Source organism: Luminiphilus sp. nBUS_07 (assembly GCF_051201685.1).
Lineage (GTDB): Bacteria > Pseudomonadota > Gammaproteobacteria > Pseudomonadales > Halieaceae > Luminiphilus.
The window spans coordinates 735,449-758,333 of the sequence record NZ_CP179213.1; the positions used below are offsets into that span (position 1 = coordinate 735,449).

The 22,885-nt window shown below is 50.3% G+C and carries 17 protein-coding genes; 11 read left to right on the plus strand and 6 right to left on the minus strand.

The features are described from left to right. Nucleotides 1-14: 14 nt before the first annotated feature. Nucleotides 15-1,634 carry an acyl-CoA synthetase gene (locus ACMAZB_RS03340; RefSeq protein WP_435219402.1) on the minus strand — a complete coding sequence of 540 codons (1,620 nt, stop codon included), beginning with the start codon at nucleotides 1,632-1,634 and terminating at the stop codon, nucleotides 15-17. Between the two features lie 138 nt (nucleotides 1,635-1,772). Beyond that, nucleotides 1,773-2,606: an enoyl-CoA hydratase/isomerase family protein gene (locus ACMAZB_RS03345; RefSeq protein ID WP_435219403.1), complete on the minus strand. Its 834-nt coding sequence runs from the start codon at nucleotides 2,604-2,606 to the stop codon at nucleotides 1,773-1,775. Between the two features lie 394 nt (nucleotides 2,607-3,000). Here ACMAZB_RS03345 and ACMAZB_RS03350 point away from each other — a divergent pair, with 394 nt between their 5' ends. The 6 genes from ACMAZB_RS03350 (at nucleotide 3,001) to ACMAZB_RS03375 (ending at nucleotide 9,088) form a co-directional block, all read left to right on the plus strand. Beyond that, nucleotides 3,001-4,098, plus strand: a complete 1,098-nt coding sequence (locus ACMAZB_RS03350; protein WP_435219404.1) for an ABC transporter ATP-binding protein — start codon at nucleotides 3,001-3,003, stop codon at nucleotides 4,096-4,098. 10 nt (nucleotides 4,099-4,108) lie between these two features. Beyond that, on the plus strand, nucleotides 4,109-5,185 hold the full coding sequence (locus ACMAZB_RS03355) for an ABC transporter ATP-binding protein (protein WP_435219405.1): 1,077 nt from the start codon (nucleotides 4,109-4,111) through the stop codon (nucleotides 5,183-5,185). Continuing rightward, the gene (locus ACMAZB_RS03360) at nucleotides 5,185-6,057 is read left to right on the plus strand and encodes a carbohydrate ABC transporter permease (protein ID WP_435214451.1); all 873 of its coding nucleotides are present in this window, start codon (nucleotides 5,185-5,187) and stop codon (nucleotides 6,055-6,057) included. The genes ACMAZB_RS03355 and ACMAZB_RS03360 overlap by 1 nt, the downstream gene beginning before the upstream one ends. Then, nucleotides 6,057-6,860 (plus strand): carbohydrate ABC transporter permease, encoded by an 804-nt coding sequence (locus tag ACMAZB_RS03365; RefSeq protein ID WP_435214453.1) that lies wholly within the window; start codon nucleotides 6,057-6,059, stop codon nucleotides 6,858-6,860. Before ACMAZB_RS03360 ends, ACMAZB_RS03365 begins: the two co-directional genes overlap by 1 nt. Further along, on the plus strand, nucleotides 6,860-7,261 hold the full coding sequence (locus tag ACMAZB_RS03370; protein WP_435214455.1) for a DUF2160 domain-containing protein: 402 nt from the start codon (nucleotides 6,860-6,862) through the stop codon (nucleotides 7,259-7,261). The genes ACMAZB_RS03365 and ACMAZB_RS03370 overlap by 1 nt, the downstream gene beginning before the upstream one ends. A gap of 102 nt (nucleotides 7,262-7,363) precedes the next feature. Continuing rightward, a complete protein-coding gene (locus ACMAZB_RS03375) occupies nucleotides 7,364-9,088 on the plus strand; it encodes an ABC transporter substrate-binding protein (protein WP_435219406.1) in 1,725 nt (574 codons plus the stop codon). Nucleotides 9,089-9,234: 146 nt separating this feature from the next. On the opposite strand, the gene ACMAZB_RS03380 is transcribed toward ACMAZB_RS03375, so the two are convergent. The 3 genes from ACMAZB_RS03380 to ACMAZB_RS03390 all read right to left on the minus strand — a co-directional run bounded on the left by ACMAZB_RS03380 (nucleotide 9,235) and on the right by ACMAZB_RS03390 (nucleotide 16,148). Then, entirely contained in the window at nucleotides 9,235-12,015 is a 2,781-nt protein-coding gene (locus ACMAZB_RS03380; RefSeq protein ID WP_435219407.1) for a sensor histidine kinase, read from the minus strand. A 323-nt stretch (nucleotides 12,016-12,338) separates the two neighbouring features. Then, a complete protein-coding gene (locus tag ACMAZB_RS03385; RefSeq protein ID WP_435219408.1) occupies nucleotides 12,339-13,949 on the minus strand; it encodes a phospholipase D family protein in 1,611 nt (536 codons plus the stop codon). Nucleotides 13,950-14,234: 285 nt separating this feature from the next. Continuing rightward, entirely contained in the window at nucleotides 14,235-16,148 is a 1,914-nt protein-coding gene (locus tag ACMAZB_RS03390; RefSeq protein ID WP_435219409.1) for a hypothetical protein, read from the minus strand. A gap of 264 nt (nucleotides 16,149-16,412) precedes the next feature. Between ACMAZB_RS03390 and ACMAZB_RS03395 the strand changes: the two genes are divergently transcribed. After that, nucleotides 16,413-16,709, plus strand: coding sequence for a hypothetical protein (locus ACMAZB_RS03395; protein ID WP_435219410.1), 297 nt, complete (start codon nucleotides 16,413-16,415; stop codon nucleotides 16,707-16,709). Nucleotides 16,710-16,831: 122 nt separating this feature from the next. Then, nucleotides 16,832-18,235 carry an IPTL-CTERM sorting domain-containing protein gene (locus ACMAZB_RS03400; protein ID WP_435219411.1) on the plus strand — a complete coding sequence of 468 codons (1,404 nt, stop codon included), beginning with the start codon at nucleotides 16,832-16,834 and terminating at the stop codon, nucleotides 18,233-18,235. A 304-nt stretch (nucleotides 18,236-18,539) separates the two neighbouring features. Here ACMAZB_RS03400 and ACMAZB_RS03405 read toward each other — a convergent pair whose 3' ends face one another. After that, nucleotides 18,540-19,175 carry a TetR/AcrR family transcriptional regulator gene (locus ACMAZB_RS03405; RefSeq protein WP_435219412.1) on the minus strand — a complete coding sequence of 212 codons (636 nt, stop codon included), beginning with the start codon at nucleotides 19,173-19,175 and terminating at the stop codon, nucleotides 18,540-18,542. Between the two features lie 109 nt (nucleotides 19,176-19,284). Here ACMAZB_RS03405 and ACMAZB_RS03410 point away from each other — a divergent pair, with 109 nt between their 5' ends. From ACMAZB_RS03410 to ACMAZB_RS03420, 3 genes are read left to right on the plus strand one after another with little or no spacing between them, the layout of a single operon-like run. Further along, nucleotides 19,285-20,385, plus strand: a complete 1,101-nt coding sequence (locus ACMAZB_RS03410; RefSeq protein ID WP_435219413.1) for an acyl-CoA dehydrogenase family protein — start codon at nucleotides 19,285-19,287, stop codon at nucleotides 20,383-20,385. A 1-nt stretch (nucleotide 20,386) separates the two neighbouring features. Beyond that, nucleotides 20,387-21,595, plus strand: coding sequence for an acyl-CoA dehydrogenase family protein (locus ACMAZB_RS03415; protein ID WP_435219414.1), 1,209 nt, complete (start codon nucleotides 20,387-20,389; stop codon nucleotides 21,593-21,595). A 29-nt stretch (nucleotides 21,596-21,624) separates the two neighbouring features. Continuing rightward, the gene (locus tag ACMAZB_RS03420) at nucleotides 21,625-22,845 is read left to right on the plus strand and encodes an alpha/beta fold hydrolase (protein ID WP_435219415.1); all 1,221 of its coding nucleotides are present in this window, start codon (nucleotides 21,625-21,627) and stop codon (nucleotides 22,843-22,845) included. The last annotated feature ends 40 nt before the right edge of the window (nucleotides 22,846-22,885 follow it).

Genomic DNA, 22,885 nt, shown 5'->3' on the forward strand with positions numbered 1-22,885 from the left:
GTGCCGCGTGCGTTTTACATTTCCTGATCCCGCAGTGCCCGCCGCATAATTTTCCCCGTTGTGGTCATCGGCAGAGCCGCAACAAATTCAATCAGGCGGGGCACTTCATGCTTGGCGAGGTGTTGTCTTACCAGCTGTTTCAAAGATTCCGCGAGTGCTTCATCTGGATTAAATCCCTCGGCGAGAACCACAAAGGCTTTGACGAGCTCGGTCCGCTGTTCATCGGGTACACCAATAACAGCTGCCAGCTGCACGGCATCACTTTTCAGCAGACAGTCCTCAATTTCAGTTGGACCAATACGGTAGCCTGAACTGGTAATGACATCGTCGGTGCGCCCATGAAACCAGAGGTAGCCGTCCTCATCTTGCTCCCCAAGGTCTCCAGTGATCATCCAGTCGCCAATAAATTTAGCGTCCGTTGCCTCTGGATTATCAAGGTAGCCTGAGAACATGGCGGGGTGCGGGCGCTTTATGGCGATATTGCCTTTAGTTCCCGTCGCCACCTCTTGGCCACTGTCATCAACGATCCCACAAATTGAACCGGGCATGGCTTTGCCCAACGATCCATGACGCACTTCCATGAGCCGAGGGTTGGTGCCGATCATGCCATTGCATTCCGTTTGACCAAAGCCTTCGCTGATGGTGAGTCCGAAGCGCTTATCGGCCCAAAGGGCCAGCTCTTTACCTACAGCCTCGCCGCCACTTAAAACCACCCTAAGGTCGATATCCTGGGCAGCTTCCGAATCTACTTGGCGCATCAGTTTTAGGACGGTGGGCGTCAGCAAAGAGACAGTAATTTTGTGCTGAGCTAAAACTCGAAAGGCGGCTTGGGCATCAAAGCCCTGCATGTCAGTCGATACGACTCGGCATCCTGAGTACCAGCCGACCAACAAAATGTTAATGAGTCCGGCAATCCAGGCCCAGTCGGCAGGTGACCAAAGAACATCATCTTCTCTGGGTCCGTAGTCATAGTAGTACTCAAACAGGGGCTTGTTGCCCAGCAGTAGCCGGTGAGGCATGAGTACGCCCTTGGGTTGCCCTGTAGTGCCTGAGGTGTAGCTGATCCACGCGGTGTCCTCCCCCCGCGTTGCCACATTGGTAAAACTTGTCGATTGGCTTTTCAACGTTTTCCAGAACGACAAGGCGCGAGCTGGAGTGTCCTCGTCCGTAACAATAATGTGTTTAAGGGCGGGGCAATGCTCCATGACTTCTGTGATCTTTCCAATGTTGGCTCGATTAGTAATGCAGACCTTAGCGCCACTTCCCAACAGTCGGTGTTTAATCGCATCAGGACCGAACAAAACCGAAGCCAAGCAAGACACGATGCCGGCCTTAAAGCAGCCGATATGGGAGATCGCACACTCGGGTGACTGAGTGAGCATCACCAGTACGCGATCACCCGCCTGCAGTCCGAGCTCGCCAAGCAGATTGGCTAATTGATTGGAGTAGGCTTTTATCTGAGCAAAGCTGTAGTTGAGGACGCTGCCGTCTGAGGATTCGTGGGTTATGGCGATACGACAGGGATCCTCGGCCCAGCGATCGCAAACTGCGTCCGCGATATTGAAATGCGTTGGAATGTCCCACTTGAAGTTTTTACAAATCGCTTCGTAGCTGGTGCCGATTGGAAGATCCATAGTTATTCCTCACAGGTCCATGGGCAAGCTGTGCCTTATTCAGAGGCCCGTCGCCAAGTCGTTACAGTTCCTGCCCATCCATAACTGGCGGAGTGGCGTGGGTTGTATGACTTTTTGGGTGTCAGCCTCTGTGGTCGTTTAGCCGTATAGCTCGCGTCGCTTTTTAAATGCGGCTTTGACGCCCTCTTTTCGCAGGGTTTGAAAGAAATCTTTGAAGCTATCGAACTGATGGTAAATAGCATCGAGATCTGCCCCTCTACGTACAGAAGGCTCCATGCCCATATTTTCGAACCAAGTATTAGAAACTTCTTTCAGTATTGACAGGTTGTCGGAGGGAGCTCGGGCAATATGAGCCGCCAGTAGTGCAACTCGGGCATCCAAGTCTTCGTGTGCGACAACCTCATTAATCAGGCCAATTTTCTCTGCCTCATGGGCGTTGATAAGCCGCGATGTGTAAAGCAGCTCTTTAGTTTTTCGATAACCAATCAGCATGGGCCAAAACATAATTGACGGCGGTATTCCAAGGTCTCTTCCAGCGGGATGACCAAAGCGGGCTCGCTCGCTAACTACAGCTAGATCACAGACCCCCAGCAGTTCTCCCGCACCCGAAAGGCAGTCGCCCTGAACTTTGGCAATAATCGGTTTTGGGTAGCGCCACATTTTCATCCAGTAGTCGACAATGGTGTGGACGTCATCTCGATCTTTTCGAATATCAACATGGTCCGGAAAATTGGCGGGATATTGTGATGTAATCCAGTGCTCCTCCCGCAGGTCATAGCCGGTGGAAAATGCTTTACCAGCAGCTTCGATGACAATAACGCCAATGCTATCGTCGTGGAGCGCGTCATCCAGTACGTTTTCTATCTCCCCCAAAACTTGCCAAGACAGAGGGTTGAGATCATCCGGCCGATTGAGTGTGATGGTGCAGACCCGTCCTTCCTGAGACGCCAAAATCATATAATGTTTGCTCATAGTTTTTCTCCCGTACTCGCGGCGAATTTACGCTTATGTCCCAGGGAATCTGGCATTGGGCGAGGGCACAGCCGGGACAGTCTTGTTTTTTTACAAAGCTTGGGGTGGTGCGCTAACTGCAACACTGAATATACGCAGATTCCCTCAGAACCGCCTATATTGAGTGAAATGAAGTGTGCAGCGTACACTGGCGCGTCAGAAGACTTTTTCGAGATGGCTAAGCTTCGTTGGATTGGCTAGACGCGCTTAGCCGGTGTCGGTCTACGTAGCCAACAATGCATGCGCTCTAGTTGGAGGCCTGTCATTTTTTGCGGAATATCCACCGTGAAAATGGCGGTCAGCACCCGAGTAAGTCAAAGCCCCTCCGTTTGAGCTGCAGATACCAGGAAAGCTAATGTCACTGGAATTACAGGATGTTTCGCAAGTCGTTGATGGGCTATTACAGATTGCTCCAACCGACCTTGTCCTTGAGAAGGGGACCATGAACGTCCTGCTGGGCCCCACTTCTTCGGGCAAAACCTCTCTTATGCGGTTGATGGCGGGGTTAGACAAGCCCAGCACAGGGCGCATTTTTTCATCAGGTGTTGATGTCACACACCAGCGCGTACAGCAGCGCAACGTTGCAATGGTTTACCAGGAATTTATCAATTATCCGGGCATGACGGTTTATGACAACATTGCCTCTCCCCTGCGGCTGCAAGGCCAAACTAAGGTGGATGTCGACCGACAGGTGCGGGCTACGGCTGAGATGCTCAAGTTAACTCCGGTTTTGCAACGCAGGCCCCTCGATCTTTCTGGAGGACAACAACAGCGCTGCGCGTTAGCACGAGCGTTAGTCAAAGGGGCTGAACTGGTTTTATTAGATGAACCGTTGGCCAATTTAGATTACAAATTACGCGAGGAATTGCGTGCTGAAATTCCTCGAATTTTTGAGCAGGCGGGTAGTATTTTTGTTTACGCCACCACTGAACCTGAGGAGGCGCTATTGCTAGGTGGCAACACCGCGGCACTTTGGGAGGGGCAAGTTACGCAATTTGGCTCAACACTATCGGTGTATCGTCAGCCTGAAACACTCACCACAGCAAGGGTTTTTTCGGATCCCCCCATAAATTCTATTGTCGTGACAAAAACCGCTGACACGCTGTCTTTAAACGATGGTGCGGTGTTGGGTGTTCCCAATCAGTGGGCTGTGCTCTCTGATGACACATACACCCTAGGGTTTCGTGCGCATCATTTAAAGATTCTTTCACCCGAGACGGTTGAGCAAGCATCACAAGCATTTCAGTTGCGGTGTACTGTTGTCGCTATTGAGGTCACTGGGTCAGAGACATTTTTACATTTGCGTTACGGAGAGCTGATTTGGGTGGCCATTACCCCTGGCTTACAAAAAATGGCGGTCGGTGATGCTGTCGATGTGTGGCTCGACGTCGCTCAGCTCTTTTTATTTGACGGCGTAGGGTGTTTGGTTGCCGATGGCGATGGCGTGATTTAGGGGACTGCTGATGGCTCAAATTACGTTGTCAAACCTTGCCCACACTTATGTCCCCAGCGGGGCGCATGAAAGTGATTTTGCCCTCAAGACCCTAAACCACGTTTGGGAAGAGGGCGGTGCTTATGCGCTTTTGGGACCTTCTGGGTGCGGAAAAACAACGCTGCTTAATATTATCTCCGGCTTGATTATGCCCTCCCATGGCCGCGTCTTGTTTGATGGTGTCGACGTGACTGCCTTACCTGCAGAAAAGCGAGATATAGCGCAGGTTTTTCAATTCCCGGTGGTCTACGACACCATGACGGTAAGAGAAAATTTGGCGTTTCCTTTAAAAAACCGCGGCCTCGCAATGCCTGACATTCAGGCCCGGGTGGCTTTAATCGCAGAAATGATAGGGCTCGAGAGTGTTCTTGATCAACGAGCTAGGGGTTTAACCGCCGACGCCAAGCAAAAGATCAGTCTGGCGCGGGGAATGGTGCGGGAGTCAGTTAATGCTATTTTATTTGACGAGCCCTTGACCGTTATCGATCCACAGTTGAAATGGGAGCTTCGCACACAGCTTAAATCTCTGCACCGTGAGTTTGGGCACACCATGATTTACGTGACTCATGATCAGGTAGAGGCGCTGACCTTTGCTGATACTGTAGTGATGATGCACGAGGGCCGGGTTCTGCAAATGGGCACACCGGAATCGCTATTTGAAACACCCGCGCACACTTTTGTCGGTCATTTTATCGGTTCCCCGGGCATGAACTTCTTTGATGCGCAAATCGCGGGATGTGATGCCATGATCTACGGCCAACGTATTCCGTTGGGGAGGCGCTATAAATCACTGTCAGGTCGCGCTCAGATAGGCATACGACCGGAATATATTCAGTTCACCAAAGAGGGAGGTTTACCCGCAAAAATAAAGCATATTGAAGATGTCGGGCGCCGACGTATTGTGCATGCAGAGGTTGCAGAATCCTTGGTCAAAGTAAGTGTGCCTGACGGATACTCCTTTGACACAACGATGGATCGGATAAGATTTAATCCCGACAAGATCAATATCTTTGTAGACGGCTGGCGGACTGAGGGTGAAGCGCTCTAATGGCAAAGACACAAAATAATAAAGCGTGGCTATTCGTATTGCCCGTCTTGGTCTTGGTGGCCTTTTCTGCGGTTATTCCTCTCATGACCGTTGTGAACTACGCCTTCAACGATACCTTCGGAAATAACCAATTTTTCTGGAACGGTTTGGGTTGGTTTGAAGAGATGGTGCGCTCAGAGCGGCTGCACGATGCCTTGGGACGTCAGATTGTGTTCACAGTTATTATTCTTGCGATTGAAGTGCCTCTGGGAATCTTCATTGCGCTCTGTATGCCCAAAAGAGGTTTTTTGGCGAGCCTTTGCTTGGTCCTTATGGCGTTGCCGTTACTCATCCCATTCAATGTTGTGGGGACAATCTGGCAGATTTTCTGTCGAATCGATATTGGCTTGTTGGGGCGGGCGATGTCGGCATTAGGGGTGGATTACAACTACACAAGCGATGCTTTCGATGCTTGGGTGACGCTGATTGTCATGGATGTCTGGCACTGGACGTCATTGGTGGCACTGTTGTGCTATGCCGGCCTGCAGTCGATCCCTAGCGCGTATTATCAAGCTGCCCGCATTGATCAGGCTAACCGGTGGGATATTTTTCGTTACATAGAGCTGCCGAAAATGTCTGGGGTACTGCTAATAGCGATACTGCTGCGCTTTATTGACAGCTTTATGATTTACACGGAGCCCTTTGTGGTGACGGGTGGCGGACCAGGAAATTCGACCACGTTCTTATCAATTGATTTGGTGAAAATGGCTATCGGGCAGTTTGATCTGGGTCCCGCTGCAGCATTTTCTCTCATGTACTTCCTCGTTATTCTCTTGATTAGCTGGGTCTTTTATAGCGTTATGGTGGCGCGTGATGCCGGGGAGGAGGGATAGTGCGTCTTCGTGGATCGACCCTCGTCATGACCGTATACCTCGGGTTTTTGCTACTGCCGATTTATTGGTTGGTCAGCATGAGTTTTAAGACCAATGAGGAGATTATTACTAATTTCACCTTGTACCCCGTGGAATTTACTTTACAGAACTACATAACAATCCTTACTGACTCCAGTTGGTATATGGGCTACGTCAATTCTTTAATCTACGTGCTGATAAACACACTGTTATCCATTGGCGTTGCGTTACCCGCAGCTTATGCCTTCTCTCGCTACCGCTTTATGGGGGATAAACATCTATTTTTCTGGTTGCTAAGCAATCGAATGGCACCCCCTGCAGTATTTGCTTTACCCTTTTTTCAGTTGTATTCATCGGTGGGTTTATTTGACACGCATATTGCTGTGGCCTTGGCTCATTGCTTATTCAATGTGCCGTTGGCCGTTTGGATTTTGGAAGGCTTTATGCGCGGCGTGCCCAAAGAGATCGATGAGACCGCGTATATTGACGGTTACAGTTTTGGGCGGTTTTTCATCAAAATTTTCATGCCATTGATCTCTAGTGGAGTGGGAGTTGCGGCTTTTTTCTGCTTTATGTTCTCGTGGGTAGAGTTGCTGTTGTCCCGAACGTTGACTGCCGTTGATGCGAAATCAATTGCTGCAACAATGACGCGCACGGTTTCTGCGTCAGGCATGGATTGGGGAGTACTGACCGCCGCGGGAGTGCTGACCCTTATTCCCGGGGCCGTCGTGATTTATTTTGTGCGTCACCACATTGCGAAGGGTTTTGCCCTGGGAAGGGTGTAATGACAAGCGTGCACTGGCGTTGGGTTTATGGGATTACGGCTTGCACTTTATGTGTGGGGTTAGGGGTTCTTTTTATATCTGTGCCCCGTGGGGAAGATGGCCTACAGTGGACTCAGCCACTTGTGCAGGGCGGGTGGATGGCTTGGACATTTCCCGTCGCTTTATTTTTTTATGGCATTGGTGCCGCTTTGGTGGTGTTTTCGATATTGGCAATTCGTTTTCCGGAAACACCGCGTCGAGGCATTTTGGGCATGAGAACAACCCGGGGTGATCGCTTATTTGTGACATTGTTAGGGTCTGCGTTTATCAATTTGGGGTGGCTCTTTTTTTTTGGAGCACCCTTAACTGGCGCTGCGATCGTATGCTTGCTTTTCGCACTGATCGTTTTTCGTTGGGTTTAGGCAATAACTGGCGTTCGGGCTCTCAGTGCGCCATCGGCGCAAATTGGCGATGACCTCAAGATCAAAAAGTCTTAGGAGTCTTGAACGACTTGGAGAACAGATATGCTAGAACACACTAAGAAATTTTTCGTTCCACGCTTGGCCATTTTGTTTTTGAGCGTGCCTGTTTGGGCCGGTATTGATGACGCACGAAATTTCCTTGATGCCGAGATAGGGACAACCTCTGTGTTGAACAGGGCCCAACAAGAGGCTGAAATGCAGTGGTTTGTAGATGCTGCTGAAGCTTTTGAAGGCATGAGCATTAAGGTGGCATCAGAGACCCTAACGACTCACGAATACGAAGCGAAGATCCTGGCTCCGGCATTCACAAAGATCACCGGGATCAAGGTAACCCATGATTTGATCGGCGAGGGAGATGTTGTCGAGAAACTGCAGTTGCAAATGCAGTCGGGCCAAAATATTTATGATGCCTATGTTAACGATTCCGACCTCATAGGAACGCACTGGCGCTATCAACAGGTTCGCAATCTGAGCGACTTTATGGCCGCGGAGGGGGCTTCTGTAACCAGCCCTCATCTAGATCTCGCTGACTTTATTGGCACGAGTTTCACAACGGCGCCCGATGGCAAGCTTTATCAACTGCCTGACCAGCAGTTCGCAAATCTTTATTGGTTTCGTGAGGACTGGTTTAGCGATCAGAAGACGAGGCAAGATTTTAAAGCGCAATTTGGTTACGAACTGGGCGTCCCCGTAAATTGGACAGCATACGAAGATATCGCGGCATTTTTTACCGGTCGCGATATGAGTTACTTAGGCGGACCGAATCGGGTGTTTGGCAGCATGGATTACGGTAAAAAAGACCCTTCTTTGGGTTGGCGGTACACCGACGCCTGGATGTCTATGGCTGGAATGGGTGACCACGGGCAACCCAATGGATTGCCCGTGGATGAGTGGGGTGTGCGGGTTGATGATGACTCTCGTCCGGTAGGGTCATGTATGGCTCGAGGCGGTGCAACAAACGATGCAGCCGCGGTTTACGCGGTCACTAAGGCTATTGAATGGTTGCAAAAGTATGCGCCCCCTGAGGCTGCTGGAATGGTGTTCAGCGAGGCAGGGCCTGTTCCCGCCCAAGGACACATTGCTCAACAAATCTTTTGGTATACCGCGTTTACCGCTGACATGGTGAAACCGGGCTTGCCAGTCATGAATGCCGATGGCACGCCAAAATGGCGTATGGCGCCATCACCTCACGGGGCTTATTGGACTGAAGGCACGAAAGTGGGATACCAAGATGTGGGCTCATGGACCCTGATGAAATCCACCCCCGCTGATCGTGCTCAGGCAGCGTGGTTGTATGCGCAGTTTGTAACGTCGAAAACCGTTGATCTGAAGAAGTCAGATGTTGGCCTTACTTTTGCTCGGCAGTCGACAATTGACAGCGAACATTTCACTCAACGTGCCTCTCAATTAGGCGGGCTAATTGAATTTTATCGTTCGCCAGCGCGAACAGCGTGGTCCCCAACGGGCACCAATATTCCTGATTATCCAAAGATGGCTCAATTGTGGTGGCAGAATATTGGTGACGCGATGTCTGGTGAAAAAACACCCCAAGAAGCACTCGATACATTGTGTGCCCAACAGGAAAAAGTCATGGCGCGCATTCAAAGATCCGGCGTGCAAGGGAAGTTTGGTCCGCAGTTAAATACGGCTCAGGACCCCGAAATCTGGCTAAACGCTCCAGGTGCTCCCGTTGCAAAGCTTACTGATGAGCGGCCTCCAGGAAAGACGATAGCCTACGATAAGCTGCTTAAGTCATGGCAGCAGTGAAGCGGCTGGCCGATTACTTTGGACAGAAAAATTGTTGTTCGCTGCATCCAAGTAAAAGTTGGCGGCCACTTACGGGCGTAGGCTAGTGTGTCGCGAGCACGAGATGGGACCATCTGAGTCGAGCGCATCCCTATATGCGGGGATAGCTATGCAACAGTCGCCGTCGGTATTAGAAGCTCAAAACAGGCCCCTTTTGAAGACGTCAGAAGCATAAGGCTACCCCCATGATCCTGCATGATTTTTTGACTTATCGATAATCCAAGGCCTGTCCCACCCTCACTCATTTTGGTGGTGTAAAAGGGCGTGAAAATTTTGTCCTTTAGCTTGTTATCAATCCCAGGGCCATTGTCGCGCACAATGATGCTGACATTCTTGCCCTTTAGACTTTGTGTAACGGTTAGCTCACCCCCCCCCTGTTTAGCGAGTACATGTTTTGCGTTATTGAAGAGGTTGATCAAGACCTGCTCTATTTGCTGAACATCAACAAGGACGTTCGTCTTACCCTGGGACAAAGAGGCACTCACCTTGACGTTATCGAGTTCAAATTGCGACCTCACCAATTGAATAGAGGCGGCGATGATGGTTGAAATTTCAACCTCTTCTCTTACCAGCTTCTTTGCGCGGGCAAATGATTTGAGATCATCAATGATTTTTGCGGACCGAACGACTTGTTCTTGTATGCGGACAAGTTTTGCGCGTAAGTAACTGTCATCCAGTTCGTCTTTATTCATCTTGGCGGTGATGTTTGATGAGCTCATGGTGATTGCATTCAGAGGTTGACTGAGTTCGTGGGCAACACCGGTGGCTAGCTCACCCAATTCTGCTAGGCGGGAGGTATGCGCCAATTGTTCCTTGGCGATAATGAATTCAGAGATGTCTTCAACTCGAGCGAAGTAGGTGGTAGTGGGAGAGCCGTAATATCCAAATTGTAAGGTGAGGCGCCGAACATCATCCTCGTCACCAAAAGCTAGTGACGCTTCCTGAAAAAAGCGGCTTTCCCCGCTTCGCAGCCAAGCCAACGCAGTATTAAATACGACATCATCAGCCTGATCCATATCAGTCAAAGACTCCCTGTTGCTATAGGTCGCAACGGCAGCGATAAAAGATTCTCTTATAAATTGATACTCACTGGATCTGGAGATCTGGTTTTGATTTGCAATTTCGCCATTCTCATTGACTAACAATAGAAAAGCTTTGCTCTGCTCTACCATACCCTTGAGCTGATCAGCTCGAGTTTTTAGTTCGATAACTGATTGGTTTTGCTCTTTTTGCAGTCTGTTCAGGTTTTCGGTGAGTTTAGCGACAGACCCTCTGAGGTGGTCAAATTCGGCAATTTCAAATCTATGGAGATCGGGCTTTGCACCTGAGTTTGGAGTGTAACTTTGTAAGAAAACTGATAGTTGCTGTACCCCGTTCAATTCGGTCTTTATCCATTGACGCACAAAAACAATAAAGCCCAGCAAAATAGAAAACATTATTGAAAGGAATATGCCCGAGTCGCGCAGCTGAGACTCAGCAAACACTCGCGCGCTGAACCTTGTGCCAACGCCTGTGGCGCTCCATTCTGAATTTATTATGGCTGGAAATTCATGAATTACCTGTTCATTGAGCCGCTGAGAAAAAAAGTGGGGATTAGCTGTCGTAGCCCCTGTTATTTGAAAGGAAGACGAGGTCCCCCAAGGTATGGTTCTGGGGCCAAGGTTTACTTCATAGAGAAGGTCTGATTCGTCAGAGACGTTTGCTAGTAGCCTTGCAGTTCGATTAGAGGTGGCTCGGTCTAAATAAAGTATTAATTCGAAATTTTTGCTTTTGATGCGGTGCATCCAGAATTTTCCGGGTTTGGCCGGCATCACGGTCTCCTCTGCCCCTTCAGAATGCCGTAAGGACGCTGGAATGTCGTTCAGATCAATACCGTCACATTGGTTTTTAACAACAAGAGGGTTCGCTGAAGAAGTGACCAAAAGGGAGCCACACAAGGCACCGAGGCTCTGCAAAGTTTCTGGGAGCTTTGAAGCAATAACATCAGGATTGTTTTCAGCGGTTATTATTAATTGATCTGTAGCCAGATACACCGCCTCGGATCGGGCCATGACCCACTCGTTGTAAAGGCTTGAGGTGTTACGCGCTAGCCGGAGAAACTCCGTATTGTTCGCATCGTCCCGAACCACATACTCCATGACTAAGAATACGGTTGAGGGTATGACGATGAGGCTGGCGACACCCACCTCCAAGGTGTAGCGAATGGAGTGCTGCCCCACGTGGCTAGCTACGGGTGCCAAACCACCGAGCCACTCTCTAAGCCTAGAGGAGTGAAAGATCAGTGAAAATAATAAAAGGGCCAAAATGTTTGAGCAGAGCTCCTGGAGGACGATGGTAGTTCCGCTCCAGGAAAATTCCTGAAAGTAGGGTAGAGCAGCGATGCAAAGGAGGGGTGTGCCACACCAGACCCAAAATTTAAGGCCTTCACTGAAAACTTCTAGGTTGCTGCTTTTATCTGCTCTCCATCCAAGCCACGCGGCCTGTAAAAAGTGAACTAGAACAGCGATTGGGCCTATATAGTCCGGCGGCGCTAATAAGGCCGTAATTAATGCATAAGAGCAAAGGCAGGATAAAATGCCCCAGCGTAAGCCCATAAAAACAGACGCAAAAATATAAGTAATCGGGAAAACATAGGGGGCAGCCGCATAATAAAAGTCGCCGCGAAGGCTTTCCAGCCCCAGCGCAGTCACTGTGAGGACGGCGGTGATGACCAGTTTAAATAGCGTCAAACGGGACAAGGTCCATGCATTCGCTACCCTTAGGTACTCACTCGTCCGTGCAGCACCTGAATGGGCGCTGCGCCGTTGCTCTATGCCTTCTACGTCGCTTAATGACCCGACGTTAAGCGTCAAGTTGAACGGTTGGGCGCCATCATCCTTGATTGCCATCCCTTTACTCATCTGAAGTAATGAAGCCGATAATACTGACACAAACGGTAGACCCTCAACACCTCTTTGTTAGGTGAAGAATGTAGCTTTGTTAACCTGAGGCGTGTCTCTGCACAGTGGCGTTTGCTCAAAAACATGCTCAATTTGCGCAGCATTAACCGGCGAAGGGGGAGAGACACCGGTGTAGTAACACAGAGCGTCTCAACTGTGCGTTCATGGCTAGATAGGGACCCCACAGACTCTTAGCAGTACCAGCAATGCCGAGGGACAATAGCAGAGTGGAGTCTGTGATGGCTCGTTGGAGCGGGACGAGCCCGCGTTGGTTAGTAAAGACTTTTTGGAAAGAGCATAAAAAACCAATCCTGAACTCGTTGCCAACCGCTGCGGGAGGGCTGTCGAGTGCGAGTCTCTTCATTGTTACGCCAAATTAAACGGCTTTTGGGGTCACGCTCGACCCGCCAACTGTTTGCTGGACTGATGTCTTGTTCAATGGCCTCAGCTAACGCACTAGCGAGACTCTCACTATCGATGACCGCGAACATTTCCGAGTTAATAAGAGCTGAGCGCGGGTCAAAATTTGCAGAGCCCACGATAGAGAAACGGCGATCGATGACCATGGATTTCGAATGTAGCCCCATAACCTTTGCATGCATGGGTGCCGTATCAACCACCGTTAATTTGATGGCCGCATCATGACGGGCCTCGTAAAGTGCGATGCCCGCATCGACCATAGGGCCCCGCCAAGCCTTGTAGTGGCTGTTCACCGCGGGTACGTCTTGAGAGGCGAGAGAGTTGGTATGCACTTTTACGACTACACCCCGCTCATTGAGCTGCTGCAGCATTGCAACACCTGGTTCATCTGGTATGAAATAGGCGTTGGTAATCAGCAATTCACGCTGGGTTTTTGGGACTATCTCAAAAACAGCCTCTAAAAGATCAGCACTGATACCGTCAGATTGCGGGCGATCAGTGAACACCTCACTGGTCCCCAAATGTAAAGATGAGGTGAGGGTCTTTAAGGAAGAGCACCAGTCTATGGGCGTAACAGAAAACTGCTCCAGCTGAGGTGAGTTAGCTAGCTCTTCTAAAACCTCAGCTCGGACGCTATGAAAGTCTTTTTCGGCTCGCAGCCTCTGGTCTTTGTTAGCGGTAATAACCCAGCCGCTATTCCAAAAAAGGTCGAATATAGCGCTGGTCTGGCGGGCTATTACACCGACGCCTAGAACATCAATGTCACGAAAATTTAGCGCTTCGCTAAGCCCCATGTACTCATCGCCAATATTTCTCCCACCAAGAATCACCGCACGATTATCGACAATTAGAGATTTATTGTGCATGCGGTGGTTAAGTTGGGAAAAGTGCGTGGCAAACTCCAGTCCCCATCCCACAGATTTGCGATTTTCTGCGCTGTTGAAAAGCCGCAGTGTAATGTTGGGGTGGCCGACCATAAGGGTGCCAATAGCGTCGCGGGCCATTCCTTGCTGTTTACCCGTCGCCAAGGTGCCCATGTCATCAATAATAACTCGAACTTTTACACCGCGATCGGCGGCATCAATGAGTCTGCTAGTGATGAGCATGCCGGTGCTATCGCCGTGGTACAGGTAGTATTGGGTGTCAATACTTTGGGTGGCTGAATCGATGAGGGCCAGCCGCCAGTTGAGTGCGTCTTCGCTTCGATTGAGTAACTTAAATCCTGAAACTTTAAAACTTTCAGAGCCCCCATCTTGGATTTTTTCTTCCGCGTTGAGTGCGGCACCACTGCGCTGATGGACAGCAGTTTCGAGTCTGGCTAGTGGTCCGTCAGTTGCGGCTGCCATCGAAAATTCTGCCTCAGGAACTTCAAAGGGCGTCTTTACAGTGGTTGTGCAGCCAGCCAAAACCATGAGTAGGGTGGCGGTACAAATACTGCGAGCTGTATTCAAATTTAGGGCCATAGAGTTACCAACTGTATTTGGCTGACCGGGTCTTGGGTCCGGCCGGTAAAATAGCTGCCACCAAAAGAATTTGTCTTGCCGCGCGGCTTGCTAGACCCGGTGTATGAATCTCACGGCATGCTGCGGCTTTGAGATCATGCTAATAGGGGTCCAGCGAATTGAACACCCCCATCGCGGCGCCTTGCTGAGGTCGGGTACAAGTCGCCTAATTCCTTTGGCTTTCTTGCTCTGCACAGCTCGTAGATGCTGTGAAGATGGCCTATCTGCAGATCGTGTTTAAGCACCTTATTTCTTGGGAATCTCGTATTGATCGAACTTCTCCCGAGATTTGGTTACCACCACTTTGCGTTTGCCGTTTTCACGTTTTAGCAGCGCATCCAATTTTTTAAACCGCGCATAAGCAACGCCATCTCTTTCGCCATCATAAAACGTTGCCTTCACTGCAACTTCTGCTTTTTCACTATTCACATAAGCTAAGGGGATGGTGGTTTTGCCGTTGGAGAAGTGGACTTCGGCTTCGCCGCTTAAATCCTTGACGGCCATCAAGTTGGATAAAAATTTAGGGGGATTACTTTTATTGTCAACGAACGCAACCAGTGGCCTTGTATCGCTCACGCTGAGAGTTGCTTTGGCATCTAAGGCTAGGGGTTGTTGTACGGTACCTTCTGCCGATGTCAATTCGAGAGCCGCGGACCAATAATCACCGTCAAAATTTTCTTCATTACCATCGACGCGAACGTTAAATAATCGTAACGTTGAGCCGCTCAAGTTTGCTTTAAATTCACGGGGTATTCCGCTTGGGATAGCAATGTCGGCGTCGATATCAGCCTCAAAACTTTGCTCGTCGACTTGTATTTTTACCGCGGTAGAGTCGAGCTGAATGGCACCGTTCATGCTCTCTTCGCCGAAGGTTATGTCAGCGTCTAATCGGGTGGTGCCACCTGCAAAGGTGTAAGGGCTTTCTGGAGGTAAGTACGTATTAAAAGTCGCCATATCAATGACCGTTGCATCATTGATTAACAAGTTGAATGTATTCATTGCGCGGCGCTTGCGTGCGGCGTCGTCAGCCCACAGCTCTTGAAAACTCTTGTCGGGGTCCGGGTAGATATAATTTGAGCCACTGTAATCTAGGCGCAGCGTATTGCCCTTGAGGAACGGTTCACTCGCGCCGACTTCTGTGGCGCGCAACGACTCGTAGCCAACACTGAGCCCCATGGGGCTGTCAGCGTCGGCTGGGGTATGAATCAGTACGGTGCCTTGACCCGATATATCGACATCACGAATAGTCACACCGAGGTTATTCGCAGAGGCCTTGAGCTGAGTGCCCGCGCGCACATATCCGTCACGCAGTACCAGGCGGCCCTCAACCTGGCCGGCGCCTGTAATATCAAGATCGCCAAGGCCGGTTGTAAAGATGTTGATGAAATTGAAATTCTCCATACCAACATCGAGCTGCACATCGGTATAACCAAAGCGCAGCATGCGTTTTCCTCGATGTTCGCTACGAATCAGCGGCGTGAAACCAAGAGCACCCTGCAATGTGCCGCCCTTATAGGCTTGTGCAGATCCGTTGAGGTAAGCGGGTCCAAGGTTGAGGTCAGCGTTGGCGACATCCAGCCAGAATTTGCCACGCCGTGTTTCCATGTACATGTCACCGGTTGCTGAGCCGCTGGCTGTTCCTTGAATATTGAATACCCAAAAGCGGTGATTCCCCTGAGCTTGTAGCCCGCTCAGATGGATTTTCCATGGTCGTTTACTTTTAAGCGGAGTTGTTTCGACGGGGACGACTTCTCTGCCAGTTATCGGCGGGAAGTATGCGAGTAACTGACTGTAGTCGCGCTCGGGCTTCAGTCGTGGGCGCTGACGATAGTCGATGTCTGTTGCCTCGATGTCAGAGATATAAACCTCCTTTAAGACCAAGGGCAGCAACGCAATCGAGCCCGACCCCGATGTCGCAAGAACCTCCCATTGTTGGGTCCGGCTTTGGCCATTGGCGACGATGCCCTCAGCATGCACGCGAAATGGGTAAAAACTCCAGGCGCGCTCCCAAGAGACTTGAAATTTCTCGGGTTTAATTTTATTCACCAAATTTTGAGTGATTGATAGGTTCAGAGCGCCATTAATGATTAGCAAATAGGCAATTTGTGCAATCACAATGATGCTGACTAAACGCTTGGCAGCAGCTTTTACTTTACTCAAAGGGAAAATCCTCGCTCCGATGGCTTTGATTTGGCTGAGGCGGCCAAACGCGGAAGCATAAAACAAGTTATTGGTTATTTACACTGATAGGGGGCTTAGCCGAAAGTATGGCGCGATTTGATTCTGGAAGACTGTGACAAGTGGGTTGTGTGCTTCGACTGAATTGGTGGTGCCCTTGATTAACAACTTGTTAGGCATAAAGGTGCCGTGTAAAGCAAGAAGAATCGATAAGGCGCACGTTAAAGTTGCCGCGGAGCCCCAATAATGGCAACAAGAGAATTGCCCGGCGCAGTGCTGAGCAGAATCCTCAATTTTGAAGGGCCCGTTACCGCCGTCGAGGGCGCAATTCTTGAACATACTGAGCTAAGGCTCATGCATATGTACGCGGCTGATGCATCTATAACCGGCTTGCAAAAAAAGGGTTGCAGATTTCACTTGGGAATCCTAATTTTAGGGTGGTTTGTCGATGATGAATTTACAGACTATGGAGTAGCTGCATCTTTGATGCCCAATCATCCCATTTATCGTACATTTGGTCCGCTTCGTCGGGTGACGCTGTGAGCTGTTTTCGCGAGATGTTACAACCAATTGAAGTACCTGCGCGTAAAGCACACATGCGGTGTAAAGCTGTTAAGGCGTGTCGAATCAATAATATTGGAATAACTCGAGTCTAGGGACACATTATGAACATTAAAATGGTTTGCGGTGCGGTAGTCGCACTTGCTGCAGCATTTAGTAGCGTGGGTCACGCACAAACAACCCTTATGAGTGACGACTTTGAGTCTCTCGACAAAACCGCCGCGTTGGTAGGCAACGACTGGTTATGGCAAAAGCAGTATTTCAAGGACGCTGGGTGCGTCACCTATAACAACCAGTACCCAGGCAACCCTGAGGCTGCGAAAAACCAAAATTACTTCACAGTAATTGGCGCTGGGGGAGGGGGTACATTATACGGAGAGTACTCCAATCAGGGCATTGCGGACGGAGATAATTCTATATCGGGTGATCTCAGTCTCAATGTGTATGCAGACACTTACGGCCTCAGCAATGATGCCTGCACGAGGAGTAGAACCTTCAAAACGGTAACAACGACCTCACTCGCGAGCGACGACGTTACACTAGCCAGCGGTGAGTACACCGTCGCGGCGAAAGCTAAGATCTCTTCTTATGACCCAGACCAGACTTTAGTGTCAGGTGCTAAGGTGGGCGTGTTTTTAACGGTCATCGACTTAGACGATCAAAGCGAAACCAATAATTTCGGCATAATCACTAACACATACCGCGAGGTCGCTATAAACAGCGCGGGCGTTGTAACGGTAGCAGAGAAGTTCGATGTTGCACTTGGCACATCGACCAACCTTTCTGTAACAGCTGGCTTTTATTCGCAAAATGATCTGAACGCGGGTGACGGCGGCATTTGGGATGATTTCTCGCTAAGTTTCGCCACCCAGAGCGAGCAGGAAGCTGAGGCAGAAGCTGTCGAGAACGCTGCATGCGCAGATACTAGCGTCCTTAGGTTTGAAGATGCGTTCGGAGGTGCCAAGGTTAAGTGTTTAACTGACACTTATCAGATGCCAGCTGATGCTAAAAGCTTTGCCGGCTTTGGTGATACTAAGCGGAACGTTGATATGTACCCGTTTTACAAGCCCGAGTCGATAACCTTTGACTGCGCGACCGTAAGCGGTTCAGCAGAAGTGTCTTTTCAGTTTGAAAATGCACCGTACCCCGCGAACACCTCGATCTATAGGACTGACAGCGTGACGTGTAACAGCGGCACATCTTCAGTGGGTTCGGGTACTGGGAAGCAAAGCTCGCTTGCTGGCAAAACGTCAAAGACGATTGCAATTCCAGCCGGCGACACGACTAAATGGGGTAACCTTTTACTGTATGTAAAGGGCGAAGCTCCAGTTACGATCACAGATATTAAGGTGGTTGGTGGGTATTCAGGTCCTGCTGCGACCGCTGCTGCTACTGCTGATGCAGCGGCTGCCTTTGCTGCGCTTCCTGTACCTGCCCTGCCAATTTGGGGTCTGTTAGCCTTATCCGGTCTGATCGGTTTTATGGGCCTGCGCCGTCGCCGTAAGTGAGTCACTAGTGTCTGAAAAGCCCGCCTTCTGGCGGGCTTTTTTGTGCCTAATTGCGCCAATCATATTTTTTCGTGACGAAGGTGCTGGTAACTCGAGTCTTAGAGCACTTAGGGCCGCGCTCTCCATGCCTAATGTCTACTGCGGCCTAGTTTATTTTTTTGCGCATATGTAGCTAGCGATTACAGCAAAAATTTCATGAGGAGGTGTCGGTTTCTCATTTAGGCAATGAATCCCAGCGCCGCCCTTAGCAAGACATTATCTCGCACCAAGAGCGGTCGCAGAGGAGTTGTCCAAAGGCTGGAATCTACCGACCGGGCTTTACGACGCTTACAGGCTTTAGGGTGGATCGCGCTATTGCGATAAAGGTGTCTTGAACCATTTTTTGCATCAATTGAGTGCGCCCCTCGTGACGATGCTTTTCAAGGTTTTGTTCAAAATGACTGGCGATGCTGGCTAGATAATTTGCGGCACATCGCAGGTCATGCCTAGACCAAGTGGAGCCTGCGGTTTCAAGCGCCTCTACATATCTGTCAACTGTGTCGCTCTGATAGCGGTTCATGAGTTTGGCTAAGCCCGCGTCGTCATTAATGCTAGCAAACAGTGCGTTATCCAATCTCAGAGCGCTAGGGCCGCCGGTTACGGTAGAGATGTATCGCTCGATAAATTCCGCAATAGAGTTCTCAGGCCTAACGCTCGCATAAGCTTGATCAAACGCGTCTAATTTTTCGCTAAGACGCTGACCTAAGATAATTTCCACAACGGCAAATTTTGTTGGAAAGTAGTCGTAAATGGTGCCGACGCCAATACCAGCCGCACTGGCAATTTTACGCAGTGTAAGTTTTGAATAGCCCAATTCGATAAGCACCAACTTCGTCGCGTCGATAATTCTCTGCTTCCGCGCAATCGCGCGTTCTTGCTGGGGCTCTCGCCTTTTGCTCATTCTTGCATCCTTAAGTTTTGGCACTGCGCTATTTTGGATTGACTGTACCTCAGACACCGTCAATAATGCGAACATATGTTCGGATTATTTGATGTTTGGGATCAACACCATGCTTGAGCTAAATCACAGCGATATTTTGGCGCTTCGAAGCGCGCTGATAAAAGCACTGGAGAGCCTGCCGCTTGATCAGTCGACAATGGCGAATGAAGGGGTGGCCCTATCTGGGCACCAACTACTGAACCATCAGTTGGCAGAATTAGGTCTTCTTGACTTGGCACGACCACAAGCGTTGGAGGGATACCCCGGTCGGCATGGGGCGCTCGCTGCGGTCTTGGATGAGCTTGGACGTAAGTTGATACCCACCACCTTGGTAAATACCGTTACGGCTCTGTCGCTATGTGGTTCAACTCAATCCCTGTCTGATCAAAGCGTACTTGTTTCGAGTATTGCGGCCGGGGACAGTGTGATTGCTCTGGCGGGCAACGCGGAGTGTGTTCCTTATATCGACGACAGTCACACCTTGGTGGTCGATGAAAGCGGCCGTGTATCTGGATGCGTTTCATTGGTTGGGTATGGCGAACTAGCCACCCATACCTTGGTGTGTATTCAGCAAAAAAATCGTGCTCAACCGACGCAGGTCTTTTTGGTTGAGCACGGTCAGTGTGTGAAGGTCGTTAAGCAAAAGGTGAACGATCCACTCGCCACGTTTTCCCGGCTGGAGTTTAGTCATGCTGAGACTCAAGCACTCTCTGATATTGACCAGCAGGCCATCGAATGGGCTCAGATGAGTGGGCTGTGTGCCTTGGCGGCAGAACAAGCCGGGGCCGCACAGGCAATTTTTGATGTGACGATTGAATACTTGAAAACGCGGTATCAGTTCGGACGGGCGGTGGGCTCATTTCAGGCAGTAAAACATATGGTCGCCGATTTACTGGTTGAGCTTGAATCCTCAAAGAGCGCCGTGATTGCTGCGACCACGGCGCTGGATCGGCAATTACCAGATATGAAGCGTGCCGTGCATTTAGCCGCGTTCACCTGCGCCGATGTCTTTCGAGAAATATCGGCTCAGGCGATACAGCTGCACGGTGGTATTGCTTACACGCGAGAGCACTGCGCCCATCTCTATTGGCGACGTGCCAGAACTTGGATGCCTATGTTTGGCAGTTCGGATCAACATCGTGAATGCTACTTAGCCACCTGGGAGCATTGAGATGAACCCACTAAAACTCGACGATTCCCCCGACGTGGTCAAAGCGTTTACCGAGCAATGGTTGGAAGACCACTGGGATGCGGCGTTAGGCTGTGAGAAGGGTGCCCATGATTACGACGAAAAATCTTGGCTAGCTCGTGTCTTTGAGGCAGGTCTCATGGTGCCAACCTGGCCGCGTGAATGGTTTGGCTTGGGCTTGAGTTCGAAATCGGCGCGGGCAATTGAAAAGCTATTCACACAGCACAAGGTCCCTGGCGCAGCGAGAGATCGTTATCATCTTGGGGCCATTACGTTGTTTAAAACGGGCTCTGAATCGCTTAAGCGGGATCTATTGCCGGTGCTGCTTAAAGGGCCTATTTGTTGCTTGCTTTACTCCGAGCCTAACGCCGGGTCTGACTTGGCTGGTGTGCGTACCCGGGCTGACTACAACAACGGACAGTATCGCATCAATGGGCAAAAGGTCTGGACTTCTAATGCGGTCGATGCGGAATACGGCATGCTCTTGGCTCGCACTGATTGGGAGGTGCCCAAGCACAAGGGTGTTTCCTTTTTTCTGTTTCCCATGAAGCAAGCCGGGGTCGAGGTTAGGCCGATCAACCAGATTACCGGCGAGTCGGAGTTCAATGAGGTCTTCATAACAGACGCGTTGGTGCCCGAACAGCACTTACTGGGTGAGGTCAATAAAGGGTGGAAGTCATTTCAGCTAGCTATTGCTTACGAGCGCCTGATAATGGGCCAGGGTATTACGGAGCGTCGACGGAAAAGCGCTCCGGGCGATGTGCCAAAACTGATTCGTATCGCCCAATCAACCGGACAAATTGAAGATTCACATCAACGACAAAAAATTGCTCAGGCACTCGCTTACCGAGAGCTCAATAAGCTGAATAATAATCGGGCCAAAGAGGAGCTGGCGAGCACCGGTTCTACAGCACTCATGTCGTTGAGTAAGTTGGCGATGTCGCGAATTCAGCATGGAGAGGCGCGTATTGCTAGCGACTTGCTCGGTGCTAACGGGATTTTAGATGATGCTGATCACCCTGACGCAAGCCACGCGCATTTTGATGCGGCAAAGGCCTATATGAATTCAATTGGTGGAGGTACCGATCAAATCCAGCGAAATATTATTGCGGAGCGCGTACTGGGGCTGCCCCGTGAGCCTGAGGTAGATCGTGATGTTGCCTTTAAAGACGTAACGATGGGCCCGGCATGATGGCTTACAAGCGTACTTGGAAAAGCCCCATGGTTGATAAAAGGCATTCCGTAACCGCTTTAGGTTTTATGCTGCTTTTGTCGCTGGCCCCTCTGTGTTCGGTGGCCGCCACCGAGGTCCCTAGCGATGTTTTCCTCTCCGAATTTTATCGAGCTCAAGGTGGCTACGGTCAGCCCGGGAAAGTCTTAAAAGTGGAGCCATTGTCAGAAAAACAGCAGCTCGCTGAGGCCGGAGAAAGTCTGCGGGTTTTATATACTTCTACAGAGGGGCTTTGGGAAGAAGACTTAGTGGCCGTATCGGGGGTGCTTTACTTGCCCAAGGGTGAGGCGCCGGCATCGGGTTGGCCCTTGGTGTCATGGTCTCATGGAACGGTGGGTATCAACGACCGATGCGCGCCATCATGGAACGGTAGGCAAGCCCAAGATGAGAATTACTTAAATGAGTTTTTGGTTCGAGGCTTTGCCGTGGTTGCATCGGATTATCAAGGCTTGGGCACCTTGGGCTTGCATCCGTATTTGGCAACTCGCCCAGCGGCCTACAGCAACCTTGATCTAATCCGTGCAGTTCAAAATTCCAATTTTCCCCTGGCAGAGCAAGTGCTTTTACTCGGTCAGTCGCAAGGGGCTAGCGCTGCGATTTCAACCGCGAGCTTGGCGCCTGATTACGCACCGGGAATTAATGTGGTGGGTGTCGTTGCTACAGGGGCGCCATATTTTACGCCAGCCACAATGAAAAACCTCGATCGCCTTAGGCGACTTGATCAGCCCGATCCCTTGTTGGGCTACACATTTCTCGGGATGATATTAGCGGAGCATCTTGATCCTGCATTTGAGCGCGGTGATTTCATCGCGGATGTAGCGTGGGAGCTCGCCGAGGATGCACAGAACCTTTGCTATCGAGAGCTCAAATTGAAAGTTGTCGATGCTAACTTAATGCGCGGTGAGGTTTTTAAAAAAAATCCGATAGTGGGGTTAGAAGACGCTTTTACGCGTATGAGCTACCCACACTTAGCGATCAATGTGCCAGTGTTTTTAGGCACGGGACAGCTGGACCGCGATACGCCTTATCGAATGCAGGCCAAGCTAGTACAAGATATGTGCGCTGCAAACACCGTTGTTCATTGGCAAGTTTATCCAGATCTCGATCATCGAGGTGTCGTGCTACCTTCCTTGGCAGATTCGCTCCCGTTTGTGCGACAGGTTTTTGCGGGGGACACGGTCGCATCAAGGTGTCCCATCGCGCCTGAGTGAGGGGAAGGTCTGGTAAACCGAGCCCGGTACTGGCCTTGAT